Origin of the sequence: Arthrobacter sp. 18067, assembly GCF_902706295.1 — a bacterium.
In the GTDB taxonomy this organism is placed as follows: Bacteria; Actinomycetota; Actinomycetes; order Actinomycetales; family Micrococcaceae; genus Arthrobacter.
Genome location: NZ_CACSJJ010000004.1, coordinates 221,970 through 242,440, shown reverse-complemented (window position 1 = coordinate 242,440; position 20,471 = coordinate 221,970). Strand labels below are relative to the sequence as shown.

Annotated in this window: 20 protein-coding genes and 2 pseudogenes; 13 read left to right on the top strand and 9 right to left on the bottom strand. The window is 63.1% G+C overall.

What is annotated here, in order from left to right; genetic code table 11:
• The 3 genes and pseudogenes from GVL04_RS06375 to GVL04_RS06365 all read left to right on the top strand — a co-directional run.
• Positions 1-843 (top strand): annotated as a pseudogene (locus GVL04_RS06375) (hypothetical protein); the annotation flags it as partial.
• A gap of 147 nt (positions 844-990) precedes the next feature.
• Positions 991-2,862, top strand: a complete 1,872-nt coding sequence (locus GVL04_RS06370; protein WP_235036194.1) for a dynamin family protein — start codon at positions 991-993, stop codon at positions 2,860-2,862.
• Complete coding sequence (locus GVL04_RS06365) at positions 2,859-4,334, top strand: dynamin family protein (RefSeq protein WP_159701219.1); 1,476 nt, start codon at positions 2,859-2,861, stop codon at positions 4,332-4,334. The genes GVL04_RS06370 and GVL04_RS06365 overlap by 4 nt, the downstream gene beginning before the upstream one ends.
• On the opposite strand, the gene GVL04_RS06360 is transcribed toward GVL04_RS06365, so the two are convergent.
• Both GVL04_RS06360 and GVL04_RS06355 read right to left on the bottom strand, forming a co-directional pair.
• Positions 4,315-4,941, bottom strand: coding sequence for a hypothetical protein (locus GVL04_RS06360; RefSeq protein ID WP_159701217.1), 627 nt, complete (start codon positions 4,939-4,941; stop codon positions 4,315-4,317). The two genes, GVL04_RS06365 and GVL04_RS06360, sit on opposite strands and share 20 nt — an antisense overlap.
• A 6-nt stretch (positions 4,942-4,947) precedes the next feature.
• Positions 4,948-5,388 carry a PLDc N-terminal domain-containing protein gene (locus GVL04_RS06355; RefSeq protein ID WP_159701215.1) on the bottom strand — a complete coding sequence of 147 codons (441 nt, stop codon included), beginning with the start codon at positions 5,386-5,388 and terminating at the stop codon, positions 4,948-4,950.
• 84 nt (positions 5,389-5,472) lie between these two features.
• Here GVL04_RS06355 and GVL04_RS06350 point away from each other — a divergent pair, with 84 nt between their 5' ends.
• A complete protein-coding gene (locus GVL04_RS06350; RefSeq protein ID WP_159701213.1) occupies positions 5,473-5,790 on the top strand; it encodes a DUF4229 domain-containing protein in 318 nt (105 codons plus the stop codon).
• On the opposite strand, the gene GVL04_RS06345 is transcribed toward GVL04_RS06350, so the two are convergent.
• The 5 genes from GVL04_RS06345 to GVL04_RS06325 form a co-directional block, all read right to left on the bottom strand.
• On the bottom strand, positions 5,787-6,668 hold the full coding sequence (locus GVL04_RS06345; RefSeq protein WP_159701211.1) for a 1,4-dihydroxy-2-naphthoate polyprenyltransferase: 882 nt from the start codon (positions 6,666-6,668) through the stop codon (positions 5,787-5,789). The two genes, GVL04_RS06350 and GVL04_RS06345, sit on opposite strands and share 4 nt — an antisense overlap.
• Before the next feature lie 51 nt (positions 6,669-6,719).
• A complete protein-coding gene (locus tag GVL04_RS06340; protein ID WP_159701209.1) occupies positions 6,720-7,859 on the bottom strand; it encodes an AMP-binding protein in 1,140 nt (379 codons plus the stop codon).
• 7 nt (positions 7,860-7,866) lie between these two features.
• Entirely contained in the window at positions 7,867-8,829 is a 963-nt protein-coding gene (locus tag GVL04_RS06335) for a 1,4-dihydroxy-2-naphthoyl-CoA synthase (RefSeq protein WP_159701207.1), read from the bottom strand.
• Between the two features lie 21 nt (positions 8,830-8,850).
• Complete coding sequence (locus GVL04_RS06330; RefSeq protein ID WP_159701205.1) at positions 8,851-9,288, bottom strand: VOC family protein; 438 nt, start codon at positions 9,286-9,288, stop codon at positions 8,851-8,853.
• Positions 9,289-9,411: 123 nt separating this feature from the next.
• The gene (locus tag GVL04_RS06325; protein ID WP_159701203.1) at positions 9,412-10,140 is read right to left on the bottom strand and encodes a CPBP family intramembrane glutamic endopeptidase; all 729 of its coding nucleotides are present in this window, start codon (positions 10,138-10,140) and stop codon (positions 9,412-9,414) included.
• A gap of 51 nt (positions 10,141-10,191) precedes the next feature.
• Here GVL04_RS06325 and GVL04_RS06320 point away from each other — a divergent pair, with 51 nt between their 5' ends.
• The 3 genes from GVL04_RS06320 to GVL04_RS06310 are packed head-to-tail and all read left to right on the top strand — an operon-like array spanning position 10,192 to position 12,734.
• The gene (locus GVL04_RS06320) at positions 10,192-11,136 is read left to right on the top strand and encodes a metal ABC transporter substrate-binding protein (RefSeq protein WP_159701201.1); all 945 of its coding nucleotides are present in this window, start codon (positions 10,192-10,194) and stop codon (positions 11,134-11,136) included.
• The gene (locus GVL04_RS06315) at positions 11,133-11,867 is read left to right on the top strand and encodes a metal ABC transporter ATP-binding protein (RefSeq protein ID WP_159701199.1); all 735 of its coding nucleotides are present in this window, start codon (positions 11,133-11,135) and stop codon (positions 11,865-11,867) included. Before GVL04_RS06320 ends, GVL04_RS06315 begins: the two co-directional genes overlap by 4 nt.
• A gap of 3 nt (positions 11,868-11,870) precedes the next feature.
• Positions 11,871-12,734: a metal ABC transporter permease gene (locus GVL04_RS06310; protein ID WP_159701197.1), complete on the top strand. Its 864-nt coding sequence runs from the start codon at positions 11,871-11,873 to the stop codon at positions 12,732-12,734.
• Between the two features lie 5 nt (positions 12,735-12,739).
• Here GVL04_RS06310 and GVL04_RS06305 read toward each other — a convergent pair whose 3' ends face one another.
• Together GVL04_RS06305 and GVL04_RS06300 are read right to left on the bottom strand one after the other, a co-directional pair.
• Positions 12,740-13,597: a DUF4097 family beta strand repeat-containing protein gene (locus GVL04_RS06305; protein WP_159701194.1), complete on the bottom strand. Its 858-nt coding sequence runs from the start codon at positions 13,595-13,597 to the stop codon at positions 12,740-12,742.
• Entirely contained in the window at positions 13,597-14,097 is a 501-nt protein-coding gene (locus tag GVL04_RS06300; protein WP_159701191.1) for a histidine kinase, read from the bottom strand. The genes GVL04_RS06305 and GVL04_RS06300 overlap by 1 nt, the downstream gene beginning before the upstream one ends.
• Positions 14,098-14,298: 201 nt before the next feature.
• On the opposite strand from GVL04_RS06300, the gene GVL04_RS06295 reads away from it, so the two are divergent.
• From GVL04_RS06295 to GVL04_RS06270, 6 genes and pseudogenes are all read left to right on the top strand, one after another.
• Positions 14,299-15,960, top strand: coding sequence for an ABC-F family ATP-binding cassette domain-containing protein (locus GVL04_RS06295; RefSeq protein ID WP_159701188.1), 1,662 nt, complete (start codon positions 14,299-14,301; stop codon positions 15,958-15,960).
• Between the two features lie 140 nt (positions 15,961-16,100).
• Entirely contained in the window at positions 16,101-16,448 is a 348-nt protein-coding gene (locus GVL04_RS06290) for a molybdopterin oxidoreductase (RefSeq protein WP_159701185.1), read from the top strand.
• Positions 16,448-17,425 (top strand): annotated as a pseudogene (locus GVL04_RS06285) (NAD(P)/FAD-dependent oxidoreductase); the annotation flags it as partial. The gene GVL04_RS06290 and the pseudogene GVL04_RS06285, both read left to right, overlap by 1 nt.
• A gap of 275 nt (positions 17,426-17,700) precedes the next feature.
• Complete coding sequence (locus GVL04_RS06280) at positions 17,701-19,164, top strand: amino acid permease (RefSeq protein ID WP_159701182.1); 1,464 nt, start codon at positions 17,701-17,703, stop codon at positions 19,162-19,164.
• A gap of 95 nt (positions 19,165-19,259) precedes the next feature.
• A complete protein-coding gene (locus tag GVL04_RS06275; protein ID WP_159701179.1) occupies positions 19,260-19,718 on the top strand; it encodes an SRPBCC family protein in 459 nt (152 codons plus the stop codon).
• Positions 19,718-20,374 carry a pentapeptide repeat-containing protein gene (locus tag GVL04_RS06270; RefSeq protein ID WP_159701176.1) on the top strand — a complete coding sequence of 219 codons (657 nt, stop codon included), beginning with the start codon at positions 19,718-19,720 and terminating at the stop codon, positions 20,372-20,374. The genes GVL04_RS06275 and GVL04_RS06270 overlap by 1 nt, the downstream gene beginning before the upstream one ends.
• Positions 20,375-20,471 lie beyond the last annotated feature (97 nt).

The window sequence follows — 20,471 nt, the reverse complement described above, 5'->3', positions numbered from 1 at the left end:
GACCACGGTCACGGCGGTGGCGGTGGCGGCGGATGGGGTGGCGGCGATGACCACGCCCACGCCGTTCAGCAACTGGTCCACGTGGTGAACAACTACTCGTACACCACCAACATCGACGACCGCGACACGATCACCGATCAGTCGGTCAACCAGAACATCTGGGCAGACGGAGACGTCACGCAGCTCTTCAACCAGGACGCGGTGGTCGCCTCGGGCGACGGTGCCATTGCGGCCGGCGACGACGTGAAGGACTCCGGTAATACGACTACTACCAATGACCACTCAACAGATAACTCGGTGCACATCACCGAGTCGGGCGACGGGGATCTCGAGGTGGGCAACACGGACATCGAGGTCAAGGATTCCTTCAACGACAATTCCGACCACTCGGTCACCAAGGACTCCTACAACACAGATGTTGATGTCGACGTGGACATCGAGGACTCCTTCAACGAGGAGACGGACAACTCGACGCACACCACGACGATCTCCGATTCGTTCAATGACAACTCCGTCACGGACAACTCCGATAATTCGGACAATTCCGTCAATGTGGCCGACTCGTTCAATGACAGCTCCACCAATGTGGACGTCGAAGATGTTCAACTCATCAAAGACTCCGTCGTGGTCCAGGACAACGAGTTGGATCTGGAGTACTCGCCGGACAACTCCACCAACATCGAAGTGGACGATGTCAATGTCATCAACGATTCCATCGTTGTGGCCGACAACGAACTGGAGTTCGACAACTCCACCAACCTGGACGTCGAAGACGTGGATGTCGAGTACAACGACATCGACGACTCGATCGTCGTGGCAGACAACGACGTTGAAATCGACTAGCAGCAAAGAGCTCCAAACGGCGTAGCGAAAGCTGCGACGCGAACTACCCCCAGCAGTGCCCGGCAGGCGGAAGATCGCCTGCCGGGCACTTCGTGGCCCCGACGAGGCCGGCCGAGCAAAGGACAGACGGTGGCGGAAACAGGACGCATGACTAAGTTGGTGGAGCAGGGCATGGCGCTGGCGGGGGACCGGAACGATCTGCGGCGACGGTTGGAGAACACCCGGAGCCGGCTGCAGGATCCGAGCGTCCGAGTGATCGTGGTTGGCGAGTTCAAGCAAGGCAAGAGCCAACTCATCAACGCTTTGGTCAATGCGCCCGTCTGCCCGGTCGACGATGACATTGCCACCACAGTGCCAACGGTCGTACGGCAGGGAGATCCGGCGTCGGCCGTTGTCCTGGTTCCCGGCCCCGGCGCGGGCACCACGAACGGAACCCCCGAAGGAGACAATGCGGGCTCCGAAAGCAGGCTGGAACGGCAAGCTATTCAGTTGGACCAACTCGCTGAATACGTCTCGGAAAAGGGCAACCCTGGAAACATCAAGAAGATCGTGGCGGCCGAGGTTTCCCTCCCGCGGAAATTGCTGGCCGGCGGCCTGACCATAGTGGATTCGCCCGGGGTCGGTTGCCTGGGGTCAACGCACACACTGACCACGTTGACTGCCCTTCCCTCGGCGCACGCCATGGTTTTCGTCTCCGACGCGTCCCAGGAATACACCGAACCGGAGATGCGCTTCCTGCGACAAGCCATGCGTATCAGTCCAAACGTTGTGTGCGTGCTGTCCAAGACCGACCTCTATCCGAGTTGGCGGCAGATTGCGGACCTGGACCAGGGGCACCTCACCGACGTAGGGCCGGACATTCCCCTGTTTCCGGTTTCCTCGGAGCTTCGCCTCCAGGCAGCGCGGCTTCAGGACACGGAACTGAACGCCGAATCAGGATTTCCCGCGCTGATCACACACCTGCGGAACAACATTGTGGGGGAGGCCGCCGGAATTCAGCGGCGGTCAGTTGGCCATGACCTGTTGACCGTCACTGAGAACTTGAAGCTTGCGTTGCAGTCGGAGCTTGGTGCCTTGGAGAACCCTGAAGGTACTCCGCAAATGATCGCCGGACTGAACGCAGCCAAGGAGGACGCCGACGCCCTGCGCAAACGGTCGGCCCGCTGGCAGATAACCCTCAACGATGGGATCGGGGACCTCATCGCAGACATGGAATATGACCTGAAGGACAGGTTGCGCCGCATTCAACGCGAAGCCGAAACGGCCATTGACCACGGCGATCCCGGGCCGGCGTGGGAGCAGTTCACCCAATGGCTGGAACAGAGTACTGCTGCTGCGGTATCGGATACCTTCGTCTGGACCAGCGAACGCGCCCAATGGCTGGCCACCCAGGTGGCGGACCACTTTTCCGAGGAGGAGGTGGCACTGCCGGCGCTGAAGGTGGCCGACACCGGCGGCGTGCTGGACCCTGTAGCCGACATCCAGCAGATGGAAAACGGGCGGCTTGGACCCCTGCAGAAAGTCCTGATCGGCATGCGGGGATCCTACGGAGGAGTCCTCATGTTCGGCCTCCTGACAGGCATCTTCGGAATGGCCCTCATCAATCCCCTCTCCGTTGGGGCCGGTCTCCTGCTCGGACGGAAAGCCTTCCGGGAAGACAAGGCGGCCCGGCTCAAACAAAGGCAATCGGAGGCCAAGATCCTCGTCAGGAAGCACGTGGACGACGTGGTGTTCCAAGTAGGAAAACAACTCAAGGACAGGCTGCGGCTGGTCCAGCGGGCCACCCGGGACCACTTCACGGAAATTGCCGAAGAGCACCACCGTTCCCTGGCCGAGTCTGTGGCGGCTGCCCAGAAAGCGGCAGCTGTCTATGCCGTGGAGCGGGACATGAGAATCAAAGAGATACGGAACCAACTCAAAGCCGTGGACACCTTGGCCAAGGACGCGCAACAGTTGCAGGAAGACCCATCCGTGGAGAACCACCCCAATCCCGCCACCTCGGCGGTTCCGGCCGGATGATGGAAACGGGCACCGCCGGAGCCGCGGAGTTGCTGCGGCTGGCAAGGGAAGTCTTCCACGATGACGCAGCTGCGCTCGCGGTGGTGGACGAGCTTGAAAACAGGCTGGAAGGGCCGTTGCGCATAGCAGTTGCCGGAATGGTCAAGGCCGGGAAGTCAACGCTGCTCAACGCGATCATTGGCGAAGAAATAGCGCCAACCGACGCCGGTGAATGCACCCGGGTGGTCACCTGGTACCGGTACGGACACACTCCGAAAATCACCCTCTACCCCTTCAGGGGAGCACCCCAAACGCTTCCGGTAACCCGGGAGGACGGCCGCCTGGTCTTCTCCCTTGGCGATGTCCCGGCCGAAGACGTAGAGCGCTTGGTGGTGGACTGGCCATCAGCCAGCCTGCGCAATCTCACGCTCATAGACACACCCGGCATAGCCTCCTTGTCGCAGGACGTATCCGGAAGGTCCACTGCATTCCTGTTGCCGGAAGACGCACCCACAGCGGCGGATGCCGTCATCTACCTCATGCGGCACCTGCACGCCTCCGACGTCCGGTTCCTCGAATCCTTCAAGGACACAGCCGCCGGTCAATCCGGCACCGTCAATGCCTTGGCAGTACTGTCCCGCGCAGATGAGATCGGTGCCGGAAGGATCGACTCCCTGATTTCCGCAGCAGTCATCGCGGACAGATACAGCCGGGACCAAAATCTCAAACCCCTTGCCCTGGGTGTTGTCCCCGTGGCCGGATTGCTGGCGCAAAGCTCACGGACCATGCGCCAAGCCGACTTCGATGCCATGAAACTGTTGGCACGGATGGACAAGAACCAGCGGGAACGGATGATGCTGTCCGCAGACCGCTTCATCCGTCTGGAGGGTCCGCCGGGACTCGATCAGGCCATGAAAGCGTCCTTGGTGCACAGGTTCGGCCTGTTCGGGATCCGCTTGGGCGTAGCCCTGATCCGGGGCGGCACCATGGACCCCACGGAGTTGGCCCACGAGCTTGCACGCCGCAGCGGACTTGGCCAACTGCTCGATACCATCGGCCATCTCTTCCAGACGCGCGCCGAAGCACTTAAGGCGCGTGCCGCCGTCGTCGGTTTGGAGTCACTGCTGCGCGGCTCGCCGAAGGACCGTAAAGCGCCGTTGGAAGCCGGGTTGGAAAGGCTTCAAACGGGAGCCCACGAGTTCCGGGAGTTGAAGCTCCTGGCAGCCTTGCGCACCGATGGCGTGGGATTGGACGCGGAACTGGAAGCCGAAGCCGAGCGGCTGGTGGGTGGACGGGGCAGTATGCCCGCCCTGAGGCTGGGCCTGGACCCGGGAACGGACCCCGAGCACATCAGCGAGGTTGCCCGTGCCGGATTGAACCGTTGGCGGCTCATCGCGGAGAATCCGCTGACCGAGCCCCGCGCGCTGGACGCATGCCGCGTTGTCCTGCGCAGCTGCGAGGGCATGCTGGCCTCTATGCCCGCCGTTCACTGAGCTGTTCGCTGAGCCGTTCGCTCAGAAGCCAGCTAGTAGTTGATGGGAAAAACAGCAGGATCAGCCCTGCAGCGGCAAGGATGAATTGGGCCGCCAACAGGGCCGTGGTCAAGGCACCATCAGCTCCGGGAGCCACAACAAAGTCGGCGGTGATTACCGTGACCACAGCGTGGAGGAGGACCAGGGGCGCCAGCGCCCACCGTGCCCAGATGCGGCGTCTGAAGAGAACAGCAAGCAGGACCCCTTCCATGGCCACTACCAGGGCGATCATGGCGAGGCTTCCCAAAAACACGACGGCGGTGGCGCCCTCGACGGCCTGGGCGTCGCCGTCGGGAACCATGCCCTCGATGACGCCTTTCAGGCGGTCAAACTGTGCGTCTCGGCCGAGGAAGCCGGTTACCACCACGGCGATGCCGGCCACGAAACTTGCCAGCCACAATGACCGGGAGGCGCGTGCGGGGCCTGGAGGCCTGATGACCGCGGCGATGGGCGGCGGCGTGGACAAGGAAATGCCCGGACGGGGCGGCGGCGCCGGGGGAGCAGTTGGCCCGCTGGCTGATGGTGAGGTGGAAGGTGACTGCCGTGAACCATCAGCTTGCTGGGCCATGTTTGCCTACTTCAGCTCGTCGGTGTCATGGGGATCCGGCTCGCTGCGCTTGGCATCGCCGGGTTTGAAGCCGTTGCCTGTTACCTCACCGGAGCCATCGGAGGGCTTGTCGCCGAGCTTGCGTTCCTTGGCTTCGAGGTCGGCTTTGAGCTTCTTCAGGCGATCGTCCTCGGCCTGGTTGCGGCGGCGGGTTTCCAGGTTCCGGAGGAATTCGGGGTCATCATCCGGGGCGGTGGGCTGACGGCGGACCGGCTTTGCGGTCGGCTTGCCGTAGGGCCGGCCGAAAATGAACCAGAGCACGGCCCCGAGCAGCGGCAGGACGATCATGACGATGATCCAGGCGGGTTTGGAAATACCGCGCGTTTGGTGGCCGTCCGTGCGGATGACATCCACCAGGGCATAGACGAAGATGACAAGGACGACGACGACGCCTACAACGCGGAGCATGCACCAAGTCTAGTCGCCGGAAGCCTTCCGCTGGGCGCCCGATACCTGCCGTGATCAGAGTGCAACCATCGCGGCTAAACTTGGATGGTGGCTTTCCTGAAGTATTCCCTCATCCGTCTGGCGCTGTTCGTGCCGTTGTTCGTGCTCTTCGCCTTTTTGGGGGTCGGTTGGATTCTGGCCGTCGTCTTCGCCGGGCTGATCGCGTTCGCCATCAGCTACCTGTTCTTCCAGAAACAGCGCGACGCCGCCACGGCCTCCATGCGCGAACGTTTCTCCGGCCGGGCCAAGCCCATCCGCACTGCCGGCGAGGTTGAAGACGCCGCCGCCGAGGACAGCCTGGTAGAGAAGAACCCGGACATCGCCGTCAACAACGACAAACGCCCGGGTTCAGTCCAGAACTAGAAGCCGTGGCTCAGGACCAAGCCCAGTGAGAACAGCAGGCTGTATCCGAGGTTGATCAGGCCGGTCTGCTTGAGCACCGGGATGAGGCTCTTGCGCTTCTTGCCGTTGACCATGAGCCATGCCGGCATCAGGCAGGCGGGGATCAGCAGCAGCACGATCAGCATCCACGGCTTGGTAGGCGCCAGCACGATGACCAGCAGGATGGCCACGGCCAGCATCAGCACGTAGCTTTCACGCGCGTGCCTGTCGCCGAGACGCACTGCCAGTGTCCGCTTGCCCGCAGCAGTATCCGTGGGGATATCCCTGACGTTGTTGGCCATCAACAGTGCACAGGCGATGAGTCCCGTGCCAATGGCGCCGATCACCGCGGCCAGGCTTACCTGGCCGGCCTGTGTGTAGGTGGTGCCGAGCGTGGCGACGAGCCCGAAGAACACGAACACGAAAATGTCGCCCAGGCCCATATAACCGTAGGGATTCTTGCCGCCGGTGTAGCCCCACGCTGCCAGGACGCAACCGATACCCACCAGGATCAGCCACCATGTCTGGGTGATGATCACCAGGATCAGGCCACAGACCATCGCAGCTCCGAACAGGGCGAACGCTGCCCACTTCACCTGCTCCGGCTTCGCAGCTCCGGAACCAACCAGGCGCAGGGGACCCACGCGGTCTTCATCGGTGCCGCGGATGCCGTCCGAGTAATCGTTGGCGTAGTTCACGCCGATTTGGAGCAGGAGCGCAACGAGCGCCGCCAGGATCGCGTTCGGCAACCGGAACGCTTGGAGCTCGTACGCCGCTGCCGAACCGATCAGGACGGGCGCGATGGCCGCGGGCAGTGTGCGGAGCCGGGCTCCTTGAATCCATTGTGCAGCTGTCGCCACGTGTAGTACCTCGTGTGTTTCGCGGTTGATCTTTAGCGGGGAAGAACGTGTCTATTGTCCCTGATGCAGCTTGGAAAGCTGTTCAATCATGGCCAGCCTGTCCGGTTTTCCGTTCGGCAGCATCAGCAATTCCTTGTCCGCGAGCACCGTCTTGGGGGCCAAAACACCCAGCGCGGCCTCGCGTCGGGAGGTGAAGCCTTTGATGCCTTCGGGGGTGGGATCCGTCACTGCGACGTAAGCTGCCACGGCTTGGCCCCACTCGCGCGAGGGGACGCCGGCCACGAAAGCCGCCGTGACGCCGTCGAGCTCTTCAAGCTTGCTTTGGATGTACGCGGCGGAGGCTTTAACTCCTCCGGTGATGATGACGTCGTCCGCGCGGCCTTGGACGGTGAGCTTGCCGTCGTCGGACAGCTCACCGAGGTCGCCGGTGACGTACCAGCGCACGCCGTCTTCCTCGAAGAACGCCGCTTTCGAGGCGCGGGCGGCGTCCAGGTAACCTGCCGCCACGGTGTCGCCGCCCAGCAGGATGCGGCCTTCCAGTTCGCCCTCACCGATGCGGACCTCGACGCCGTCCAGCGGCTCGCTGTCGTAGACGCACCCTCCGCAGGTTTCGGCTGAGCCGTAGGTGGTGACTACCTTGAGTCCTTCGGCATGTGCGGTGGCCAGCAGATCCGGGGACGCCGGGGCGCCGCCCAGCAGGATGGCGTTGAAGCGACGCAGTACGGCGAGGGTTTCCGGGGCGGGAGAGTCCAGGAGCCGCTGCAATTGCGTGGGGACCAAGGACGTGAAGCGGATCTTGTCCGTCAGTTCCTCGGCGGCAGCGGTGAAGGCCTCCGGAGTGAAGCCGTTCGACTGGTCCATCACCCACGGACGCGTGCCGGCGTAGAGAGAACGGACCAGGACCTGGACTCCGGCCACGTACTGCAGCGGGAGCGCCAGCAGCCACTGGCCTTCGCCGCGCAGAGCCATGGCTGTGGACACGGAGGATGCTGCCAGGGCGTCGATGGTCAGGACAGTTGCCTTGGGCGTCCCCGTGGAACCGGACGTCCGGACCACCACGGCCGCATCTTCGACGCCGGTCTCCACCGGAAGCGCCTGCGGCTCGCCGTTTTCATCCTGGACGATTTCGACGGCGGGGCCCTCACCGTGGAGGGCGGCCATCAGGGCTTTCAGTACGGGATCGATGTTCACGGAGGTCCTAGAAGTAGTAGGGGAAGTTGGACCAGTCAGGGTCGCGCTTTTGGAGGAACGCTTCCTTGCCTTCCACGGCCTCGTCCGTCATGTAGGCCAAGCGGGTGGCTTCGCCGGCGAAGACCTGCTGCCCGGCCAGGCCGTCGTCGGCGAGGTTGAAGGCGAACTTGAGCATGCGGATGGCCTGGGGTGACTGGCGGGCGATGTCGGCGGCGTACTCCAGGGCGACGTCCTCGAGGCGTTCGTGGTCAACGGCCTCGTTGACGGCGCCCATCCGAACCATGTCGTCAGCGGAATACTCGCGGGCCAGGAAGAAGATTTCCCTGGCGGCTTTCTGCCCGATCTGGCGGGCCAGCAGCGCAGAGCCGTATCCGGCGTCGAAACTTCCCACTGTGGCGTCTGTCTGCTTGAACTTGCCGTGCTCGCGCGAGGCGATGGTGAGGTCGCTGACCACGTGCAATGAGTGGCCGCCGCCTGCCGCCCAACCATTGACGACGGCGATGACCACCTTGGGCATGGTCCGCATCAGCCGCTGGACTTCCAGGATGTGCAGCCGCCCGGCGCGGGCGGGGTCGATAAATTCAGCGGAATCACCCGCCGCGCCTTCTACTTGGTAGCGGTAGCCGTCCCGGCCACGGATCCGCTGGTCCCCGCCGGAGCAGAACGAGTGCCCGCCGTCCTTTTCCGATGGCCCGTTGCCCGTGAGCAGCACAGTGGCGACGTCCGGGGTCATGCGGGCATGGTCCATGGCACGGTAGAGCTCGTCAACGGTGCCCGGGCGGAAAGCGTTACGGACTTCGGGACGGTTGAACGCGATCCGGACCGTGGGGAGATCCTTGACAGTGCCATCCGTCGAACGCTCTACCTGCCGGTGGTAGGTCATGTCCTTGAAGTCATCAAAGCCGGAAACGGTGCGCCAGCGTGAGGGGTCAAAGACGTCTGAAACCTTGGCAGGGAGATGGTTGTTCACAGTCCGAGTCTAGTAATGGCCTTAGCTGATGCAGAACTCGTTGCCCTCGGGGTCGGCCATGGTGTGCCAATCATGGGGTCCCTGGCTGGCCGTCCAGAGGTGTTTGGCGCCCCTGGCCTCAAGCTGTTTCCGCACCTCGTCCTTGTCGCGTCCGTCCAGGCGGACATCCCAGTGCACGCGGTTCTTGACTGTCTTTTCATTGGGATCGGTCTGGAACAGGATGCGCCGGCCGGTCTTGGGATCGGTGTCCTCAGCCGGCACGATTGCACAGCCCTCCGCCCAAACCAGCTTGCCTTTGTGGGTGATGGTCTGGTCCTCAGTGGCGAATCCCTGCTCGATCATGGAACGGATGAATGCTTCATCCTGCGGTTCCACCTTCCATTCCAGCGTCTGGGCCCACCAGTCGGCGAGGTCGTGAGGCTTCTTGGAGTCAACAGCGATCTGGATGTTCAGCGTCATGCCTTCAAGCTATTCCCGACGGCGGGTGGCTGTGTAGGGCGATGCGGTCACCTTTCGTCCGGATTACCCAACTGGGTCGCAGCAAACGTCGCAATGAGGGCCCAGTGGAACGTTTGCTGTTACTCAGTTGGGTAGAAGTTCCGGTGGGATGGCATAGATGAGCACTACGGCCATGAGGTTCTTCGCGGCGTGGACAAAGTAGGAGAACATCAGGTTCTTCCCTGTCCACACATAGACGGCAACCAGCACCAGGGCCATGCCCAGGTACGGCGCCAAGGCGGACAACACCAGCCCTTCGCGCCCCACCACGTGGATGGATGCGAAGACCACCACGGAGATCACGCAGCATACCCAGATATTCAGGTACCGGGACAACTTGCCGATCAGGAGATGGCGGAAGAGGTACTCCTCCACGAACGGACCAAGGATCACCAACAGTGGCACCATGAGCCAGGCGGGCACCTGTTGCAGCAGGCCTTGGATGCCAAGTTGGTTCTCTGAGCTTTCGGCCGTCCCGAATGCCGCCACCAGGATGGCCGTGAGGATGAGCATCACCACGATCGCGAGGGGAATCATGCCCAGGGTGAACCACGGCCGGGTGCCCAGGATCTTGAGATCGCGGCCCACAACGCGCCAGGCCGAGGCCACTGCGAATATTCCGACGCCGGCATAGAAGATCGCGTTGACAGCGTAGGATGCGGTGGCTGGCTGGGGAAAAAGCTGGAGCATGAGCCGTTCCACCGACTCGCCTGCGAAGGTGAAGTACGCGGTAAAGCCGAGGTAGACGGCCACTGCGATGGCGTCGAGGGCAGTGAATCTGTACAGAGATGCCTTGGTGGAAAGAGTGCCCATGTGACAAGCCTAGCTTTGCTGGGTGACCCATGCTTGGCTACACTTTTCGGTATGCCTAACTTTTTGTTTCGGTGCGCCAAAGATGTCCGCCGTCTCGCTGTCATTGCTGTTGTCATTGCTCTCGCCCTGGGGGTCTCCGCCTGTGGGGGAAGCTCCTCCGCAGGAGGTGATGACAAGCCCGTGGTGCTCACAACGTTCACTGTGTTGGCGGATGTGGCCAGCAATGTGGCCGGGGACAAGCTCCGCGTGGAGTCCATTACCAAGGCCGGCGCGGAGATCCATGGCTACGAGCCAACGCCGGGTGACATTCGGAAAGCTGCCCAAGCTGACCTGATCCTGGACAACGGGCTGAATCTTGAGGCGTGGTTTGCCCAGTTCGTGGAGGACCTCGATGTTCCGCACGCGGTGGTGAGCGATGGCGTGGAGGTCATGCCCATTGCCGAGGATTCCTATCAGGGCAAGCCGAACCCGCACGCGTGGATGTCGCCCAAGAATGTCCAGATCTATGCCAACAACATGGCCAAGGCTTTCGCCAAGCTGGCGCCGTCCCATGCTGCCGAGTTCGAGGCCAACGCCAAGGCCTATAACGCCCAGCTCCAGACAGTGCAGGACGAGATGGTCTCCAAGCTCTCCGTGTTGTCGGAGAAGCAGCGGGCGTTGGTCACCTGCGAAGGTGCCTTCTCCTACCTGGCACGCGATGCGGGCCTCAAGGAGGTCTACATCTGGGCTGTGAACGCGGAGCAGCAGGCCACGCCACAGCAGATCACCCGGGCCATCGAGTTCGTGAAGGACAACCAGGTTCCGGCGGTGTTCTGTGAATCCACGGTCTCGGATGCCCCTATGCAGCAGGTGGTGGGTGCAACTGATGCCACGTTCGGAGGGACCTTGTACGTCGATTCCCTCTCTGAAGCGGATGGGCCTGTTCCCACGTACCTTGACCTCATGCGCCATGACGCCAAGGTCATCACCACGGCACTGACAGGAGCAACGTCATGAGCACCCCCGCGATCGCTGTTGAGAACGTCACGGTCCATTACGGTGAGGTCCTGGCGCTGGACAAGGCATCCCTCACCTTGGACCATTCAAGGATCTGTGGATTGGTGGGCATGAACGGCTCGGGCAAGTCCACGCTGTTCAAAGTCATCATGGGCATGGTGAAGCCCGATTCCGGCCGGGTGCTCATCAACGGCGAACCGCCGATGAAGATGCGCAAGGACGCCGGTATTGGCTACGTTCCCCAAAGCGAGGACGTGGATTGGGCCTTCCCCTTGTCCGTCCGGGACGTGGTGATGATGGGCCGCTACGGGCACCTGGGATTCACGCGCCGGCCCCGCAAGGCGGACCGGGACGCCGTCGAGCATGCTTTGGAACGCGTGGAGCTGAGCGAGTACGCCGACCGGCAGATCGGGCAGTTGTCCGGCGGGCAGAAAAAGCGGGCTTTCGTGGCCCGCGGCATTGCGCAAGGCGCCACCATGATGCTGCTGGACGAGCCGTTCGCGGGAGTGGACAAGAGGTCCGAGGCCACCATCACCCGGCTCCTCCGCGAGCTGGCCGAAGACGGCGCCACCATCCTGATCTCCACCCACGACCTCCACGCTCTACCCCAGCTCTGTGACGAAGCAGTGTTGTTGATGCGCAAGGTGCTCATGCATGGAAGCCCGGACACTGTGCTTCAGCCGGAGAACCTGGCCATGGCTTTCGGCCTCGACGTCATGAACAGGGGCTAAGCCATGGAATTCCTGCTGGAACCCCTGACGTACGACTTCATGGTCCGGGCCCTCGCCACCACGGCCATCGCCGCGGTGGTCTGTGCTGTGCTGAGCTGCTGGCTCGTCCTGATCGGCTGGTCCCTCATGGGCGACGCCGTCTCGCACGCGGTGCTTCCCGGCGTCGTCCTGGCCTATATCGTGGGTGCGCCGTTCGCGCTCGGCGCGCTGGTGTTCGCGCTCATCGCGGTGACGTTGATTGGGGTGGTCCGCAATACCAGCAGGGTGAAGGAAGATGCTGCGATCGGCATTGTGTTCACCTCGTTGTTCGCGCTGGGCTTGGTGCTGATCTCCGTGACCCCGAGCCAGACCGACCTGAACCACATCATCTTCGGCAACCTGCTGGGCGTCAGCATCCCGGACCTCATCCAGGTGGTGGTCCTGGGCGTGGTCGCCTTCGCCATCCTGATCCTCAAACGCCGCGACCTCACCCTCTACGCCTTCGACCCCACGCACGCCCATGCCATCGGGCTGTCCCCCAAAAGGCTCGGCGCCCTGCTCCTGGGCTTGCTCGCATTGACCTCCGTGGTGGCGTTGCAGACTGTGGGTGTGGTGCTGGTGGTGGCCATGCTGATCATCCCGGGCGCCACGGCCTACCTGCTGACCGACCGCTTCTCCCGGATGCTGGTTATAGCGCCCGTCATCTCCGTAGTGTGTTCCGTGGCCGGTATCTACCTCAGCTACTACCTGGACACCGCGTCCGGGGCCATGGTGGTCCTCACCCAAGGTGTGGTGTTCGCCGGCGTGTACTTGTTCAGTCCGCGGCAGGGACTGATCGGCACACGGCTGGCGAAGGCACGGCGGAAGCGGTCTGTGGCTACGGTGTAGCGGTCCTAGCGGACGGGGGAACGCGTTACCGTGATGTCTCCATAGGCGCTGCGAGCCCGGATCTCGACCCGATCCGGGGTGTCGCCGGGGCCATTGATGGCATCGAGCGAGTTGCGTACCCGTCCGTACTTGGTGTTGAGGTCCAGCCAGGCGGCGGTGCCCTCGCGGACGCCGATGGCGAGTTTGCCCGCCGCGGTCTGGACAGTGAGGCTACCGGCGGCCACTTCGCCCACGGTGATGTCACCGCTGGAGGTTTTGACGGTAGTGGACAGGCCGGCCCGCTTGAGGGAGACGTCGCCATTGGCTGCGCTGACGCTGAGCTCACCGGCAGCGTGCGAGATGTAGGTGCTGCCGTTGCCGTTCTTTATCGTCGCAACTCCGTCGATGTCCCGAATACGGATCTTGCCTGAGCCGGTTTTGATCCTTGACCTGCCTGAGGCGCGCTCCACGGTGACGTCGCCCATGTCCGTATGGGCCCGGAGCTCGCCGCAGTGGTCAATACGGATCTGGCCCAAGTCGGTCTTCAGGTCGGCAGAGCTGAACTCGCCGTCGCAGCGGAGATCTCCCATGGCTGACTTCAGCTCCAGGCTGCTGCCTGTGGGCACCTCCACGGTGATCTCCACGGCCCCGCCGTCGCTGAACCAGGTGTGCCGGATCGCGGGCCGAAGCCTGACCTGCAAAGTCCCATCGGAGTAGTCCGCGGTGGTCTGCTCGGCCATCTTGACGTCCAGGCCCCGGCCCGGCTTGCGGGGTTGGACGTTGACCACGGTGTCCATCCTGTCGCTGGCGACGAGCCAGATATCGGCGCGGACGGATACATCAACCACGACGGCGATTGGCTGGGGAGTCTGGAAGGTTGCCATCAGCGTGCCCATCCTGTGAAGTTTTGCTCGCCGCGTTCACGGTTTGTTGCCCGGGGCGTGGAGTGGCGGCCGTTGAGGGCGTCGGCAACCGCCCGGACCAGCCATGAGTTCACGGACAGGCCGTCTTTGCCCGCGGCGTCCTCAACCTGCTGCTTCAGGTGATCGGGTAGTCGGAGCGTCGTCCGCGAGGTGCTGGCTCCGTCGAGGTCTTCCGGCGCCATAGGCTGCCCTTCGTTGACTGCCTCGAAGTCCCCGCCGTGCGGGTTGTTCACCACAAATTCCGGGTCGCGGTCGCGAAGCCTGACATCCACGGAACCCGGCGCGAGCTCAAGCGTGATCTCGCTGGCGGCATCTGAGAGGGCCTCCAGGAGGACCAACCGGACCGTGGATTCGAGGCCCGCGGTGAGGCGTTCGCTCAGTGCCCGAGCTTCCGGCCCACCGGCTTCGGCGGCGGTGTCCAGCTGTTGCTGGACGGCTGTGACGTAGTGATTCAGCTGCATGACACCATTATGACGCCACAATGGTGTCAACGCAAGGTCATGCGGCGCAAATGGTGACATCCGTGGTGTCTCGGTTGACGGTGACCCCTTGTGCCGGGCAGGCTGGAGCAATGAAGTCTTGAGCGCAGCCCCTTCCTGCGGCTGCATCCCCAGTACCCACACGGCTTTCTGCCATCCACTGCGGACTTGCGAGGACACCTCTTGACTGACCACCTTCACCTTTCCGGCGTTTCCCACGGCTACGGGGACCGCGAACTCCTGCACAATGTCGACCTCGTCATCCACCACGGTGAACACGTGGCAATCGTCGGCGAAAACGGCGCGGGTAAATCCACATTGCTCCGGCTCATGGCCGGCGTCGAAACGCCCGACGACGGCACTGCGGGTCTGTCCGGGAACGCCGGCTACCGCGTCGGTTACCTGGCGCAAACCCACGGGCTCTCCGAGTCATTGGCGGTGGGGGACGCCATTGACTCCTCCCTGGCATCCCTGCGTTCCCTGGAGGCGCGCATCCTGGACCTCGAATCAGGCCTGGCGGATGCCGACACCGAAGAACTCGAGCTCTACGGCAGCCTGCAGACGGAGTACCAACTCCGCGAGGGCTACGCTGCCGAATCCCGGGTGGAAGCGGCGCTCGACAAGCTGGGGCTGGGTGGCTTGGACCGGCGTCGAACGCTTGGGTCTTTGTCCGGCGGCGAGCAGGAGCGTGTGGCGCTCGCATGCTTGTTGGCCGATCCGGCCGAAGCGCTGCTCCTGGACGAGCCCACCAACCACCTCGACGCGAATGGCACCGCGTGGCTCGAGTCCCGCTTGGCGGCGCATCGCGGCACCGTCGTGGTGGTCTCGCACGACCGTGTCCTGCTGCGTAAGGTAGCCACCACCATCATCGAAGTGGACGCTGACCGGCGATCCGTGAACCGCTACGGGAATGGCTATGAGGGCTACCTCCGGGAGAAAGCTGCCGAACGCGCCCGATGGATCCAGCAGTACGACGAATGGCTCGACGCCATGGCTGCCGAACGCCTCCAAGCCGCCACGGTGGCCGACCGCATGGGTTACGGGCGCAAGCGCGACAACGACAAGATGGCTTTCGGGTTCAAGACCGGAACATGGCAGAGTGCGGCATCCAGCAAAGTCCGCAACGCCCAAGAGCGGCTTCGCAGGCTCGAAGAAAATCCCGTTGACCGGCCACCAGTGCCGCTGAAGCTGGCGGCGCCGCTGGGTTCCGTTGCTGAAACGGACTCCGAACCCGCCCTGGAAGCCCACGGAGTCAGTGTGCCGGGACGGCTCCACACCACCGACCTCAGGGTGGAAACCGGACAAAAGGTGCTCATCACGGGCCCCAACGGTGCCGGCAAGTCAACCCTGTTGTCTGTGCTGACGGGCAACCTGGAACCCGCGGCGGGATCCGTGATCGTCAACGGCAGAGTTGGCTACCTGCAGCAGGAGTTGGAGGTCCCGTCCCGCCCAGCTCTCCGGCTGCTCCCTGCGTTCGCCGCCGGATTGGGTGGAAACATTGACGAACATGCCGAAGGCTTGCTCCGCCTGGGTCTTTTCCGGCCGGCTGAATTCCACGTCCCCGTGGGTGGCCTCTCCGCGGGTCAGCAACGACGGCTCGCCCTCGCACGACTCCTATTGGGTGGCTGTGAAACCATGATCGTGGACGAACCCACCAACCATCTGGCACCCGTGCTGGTGGAACAGTTGGAGGCCGCGCTGGCGTCGTTTGCCGGGACGCTGGTGATCGTGAGCCACGACCGTGCCCTGGGGGAGTGGTTCGATCAGTGTGCCTCCGGCCCTGGCCGGGAGGCGTCTACGGGGACGTGGGTCCGGTATGGGATGCAGGACGGCGAAATGCTGTAGTCCTCACTCGGTTTCCACCCTGGTGAGCTGTTCGCAAAGCGATCGTTACGCCCTGTCCCGCAGGCGGAAACACGGCATCGCGCGTACGGAAACAACGGCAGAGCACCATGGGAAGGGAACCGGCCGAAAGGACTTGTCCCGTGATCATCCAGAATCTCTTCCTGCAGGGCATCTACCACTTCGAGGGCACCGGGCTGGATAAACCGGTTCCCATCCATGCCGAGCTCTCGCACTTCGTCCCGGACGGCGTCGTGAACCAGACGCTGTACTTCCGCGGCGGCAATTCGAGCCCGGAACTGATCACCGTTGTCCTCATGCGGGACCGAATTCCCATGCGCTATTTCCCTATCGGTGCCAAGGGCGATGTCCACATCCCGCTGAGGGTAGTGGAAGACACCGATGGCGGGTCGGTGATCGAGCTGTTCCTGGTGGCGCCCGCGGGGGTTCGGGGATCAGTGGTGGTGGATCTCGGCATGGTGGAGCACTGATGAAGAGGCGGCTGGTGGTGATTGGCAACGGTATGGCCGGTGCCCGGGCTGTGGAGGAGATCCTGGCCCGGGGTGGCGGCGACCTCTTCGACATCACCATGTTCGGTGACGAGCCCTACGGAAACTACAACCGGATCATGCTCAGCCATGTCCTCTCGGGCGAGGAAAGCGATGCGGACATCTTCCTCAACGCCCTCCCCTGGTACCACGAGAACAACATCACGCTCCACGCCGGGGTCCGGGTGGACCGCATCGACAAGTTCAGCCGGCACGTCTTCGCCTCCGACGGCCGCGTGGCCCAGTACGACCAGCTGATTATCGCCACCGGCAGCCGCTCCTTCCTGCCACCGATGGACGGGCTCCATACGCCCAGTGGAACTGTCCGGCACGGCGTCTTCACGTTCAGGACCATGGACGATACGCGGAAGATGATCGAGTTCGCCCAGCACGAGCACCACAGGCGGGCCGTGGTGATTGGCGGCGGATTGCTCGGGTTGGAGGCCGCCCGGGGGTTGCAGGCCTACGGCCTGGACGTCGCGGTGGTCCACTCGGGCGGGCACCTGATGAGCGCCCAAATGGGGCCCGACGGCAGTGCAATACTGCGGCGGAGCGTCGAGGGGCTGGGCATCGAAGTGCACACCGGAAGCCGGACCACGGCGATCCTGGGATCGGACCGTATCACCGGGGTGGGCCTCCGCGACCAACCCGACCTGGACTGCGACATGGTAGTAGTGACCGCAGGCATCAGGCCCAACGTGGATGTCGCCGTCGTGAGTGGTTTGGCAGTGGAGCGCGGCATCGTGGTGGACGACCACCTCCGGGTGATGGACGAAGAGGAGATCTACGCCGTAGGGGAGTGTGTCCAGCACCGCGGCGAGGTGTACGAGCTGGTGGCACCCTTGTGGGAGCAGGCCGCCGTATTGGCCGATCACGTCACGGGAGTGGACCGCAACTCGATGTATTTGGGGTCCAGGAGCATTCCTCAAAGCAACGCGGGGTCACTTATGGCCCCTTCCGGCGGCAAATAAGGGCCGTAAGTGACCCCGCGTTGTTCTGCGCTGTTGCCTGCGTCACGGGCATTGGGGTTAATCCCGTAAGATAGACGGGTTGCGCGAAGCTTCGGCGTTCTGCGTTCTTTGTCACACTTCGGGTCCTCCAAAGAGGAAAAGCTCGAATTTTGTGTGCCAAAGCCGCCCGTGTTCCGGCACTGGCGTAACACCTACAGCAAGACCCCAACCCACAAGGAACAGCTGTGCCGCAAAGTACTCCCACAGATCTCCAGAGCTCCAAGGCCTCATCTGCAGCCTCGGACTCCAACCTCAGCGCCGAGGGATATCAGAAGACCCTGAGCCGCCGCCACGTCACCATGATCGCCATGGGTGGCGCCATCGGCGTCGGCCTCTTCATGGGTGCCGGCGGCCGCCTGGCCTCCACGGGCCCGGCCCTGATCTTCTCCTACGCCATCGCCGGCGTCATCGCTTACCTGCTGATGCGCGCGCTCGGTGAACTCATCATGTACCGCCAGACGTCCGGCTCCTTCGTGAGCTACGCCGGCGAAATGTTCGGCAAGAAGGGCGCGTTCCTTTCCGGCTGGATGTACTTCATCAACTGGGCCATGACGGGTATCGCCGAACTGATCGCGATCGGCCTGTACTTCCAGTTCTTCTTCCCGAACGTGCCCATTGAACTGTCCGCCATCGCCGCGCTGGTGCTGCTGGTGGCCGTGAACCTGTTCAGCGTCAAGGCATTCGGCGAGTTCGAATTCTGGGCCTCCTGCCTCAAAGTTGCGGCGATCGTCATCTTCCTGGCCGTTGGCACATTCATGGTTGTCACCAACGCCAAGGTGGGCGAAGGCAATGCGTCCGTCGCCAACCTCTTCCACGAAGACGGCGGCATGTTCCCCAAGGGCGGCCTGGTGATGATCCTGGTCCTCAACGCCGTGATCTTCGCCTACAACGCCATCGAACTCGTCGGCATTACCGCTGGTGAGATGGAGAACCCGGAACGCGAAGTTCCCAAGGCGATCCGCGCCGTCGTGATCCGTATTGTTGTCTTCTACGTTGGTTCGGTGACGCTGCTGGCAATGCTGCTGCCGTCCGACCAGTACGTGGCCGGCACCTCGCCGTTCGTTACCGTGTTCGGCCAGATGGGCCTCGGCTGGATGGGCGACGTCATGAACATGATCGTCATCACCGCCGCGCTGTCCTCCTGCAACTCGGGCCTGTACTCGATCGGCCGCATCTTCCGCACTATGGCCAACAACGGCCACGCACCGCAGTGGCTCACCAAGATGTCCACCCGTCACGTGCCGTACGCGGCCATCCTGGCGATCGGTGGTGTCTACCTCGTGGGCATTCTCCTGAACATCTGGCTGGGTGGCTCGCACGCATTCGACCTCGCGCTGAACACGGCCTCCATCGGCGTCATCTTCACGTGGGGGTCCATCTTCGCGAGCCAGATTGCCCTGCGGAAGAAGCGAGGCAACGTCTCCAGCCTGCCGATGCCCGGTTCGCCGTGGACCAGCTGGCTGGGCCTCATCGCTCTGCTGGCCATCACTGTGCTCATCGGCTTCGACACGATGACGGACAAGGCAACCGGCGAGGTCTTCCTGCTGGGCCTGTGGACCTTGGCCACCATTCCGTTCTTCGCCCTGGTCCTGTGGCTCGGGTGGCAGAAGGTCAAGAACAACGAACCCAAGAGCGAGCTGTTCAGCTAGCTCTCCGGTCCTTAGCGCTCGACGGCGGGTGCCTCCTTGTGGAGGCATCCGCCGTTCGCGTTGGGACTGTCAGGGGTCGGGTCTAGGCTCGATGTATGGAACACACCACCACCCTCACGCAGCACATTAAGGCCAGTCCGGACAAGGTCTGGGCCGTCATCTCGGACATTCCAGGCTCGGCTGGCACGCTCTCGGGCATCAACGCCATCCAGATGCTCAGCGAGGGCCCCTACGGCGAGGGCACCCGCTGGAAAGAGACCCGCACCATGATGGGCAGGCAGGAAACGGTCGAGATGTGGGTCTCCCATACCGACCCGCCCCGCAGTACCACCATCAAGGCGCTCCAAGGGGGCGCGGACTACACCACCCGCTTCAGCCTGAACGAGCGCGACGGCGGCACGGACCTGTCGCTCACCTTCGGCGCTGAGGTCATCAACCCGACGCTGCTCAGCAAGATCACCATGGCGCTGTTCGGGAAGATCGGAATGAGCATGACGCGCAAGGCCCTCGCCAAGGACCTGACGGAGATCGCAGCGAAGGCGGAATCCCTCTGATGGCGGCTGCGAAGGTTGCGGCCCCTAAGATCTCACCGGTCCGTTTGGAAGAACTGCGCGACGACGACGCCCCGGACTTCCAGCGTGGCGAACGGTACGACGGCCTCAGGTTCACCAAGGTCTCCGCTGATGGGGAGGAGCTGAGCGGCTCCGACTTTATCGAATGCGAGTTGAACGGTGTCTCCTTCAACGAGGCCCAATTGCGAGGCGCCACGTTCCGCGAGTGCATCCTCGCCGAGCCGTATGCGCCGGTCTTCACTGCTGCGCGAAGTTCCTGGCAGGACGTGGAAATCAGCAATCCGCGGTGGGGCTCGGCAGAACTGTATGAGGGAAATTGGCGTTCCGTTCGAATCGATGGCGGCAAGCTGGACTACGTGAATCTGCGCGGCTCCAAGCTCATGGATGTCCAGATCTCCGACTGCATCATCAACGAGCTCGATCTCGGCGGTTGCGCCGGGACCAGGATCGCCTTGAAGAACTGCACCATCGGCACGCTGGACGTCACGGGAGCGAAGCTGAAGGACGTGGATCTGCGAACCTCCGAGTTCCGCGGCATCAACGGTTTGGCCGGGCTGGCGGGCGTGATCATCGATGACTATCAGCTGAGCCTCATGGCGCCGCTGCTGGCCGGTCACTTGGGGATCCGGGTAGTGTGATGCGGCGGTTGGGCCGGCTTAACGGAAGGCTTCTCCTGTTGACCGGCCCGCCGGGCCGTGTAATCTTTATAGAACGAACGGTCGGTATATTATTCCA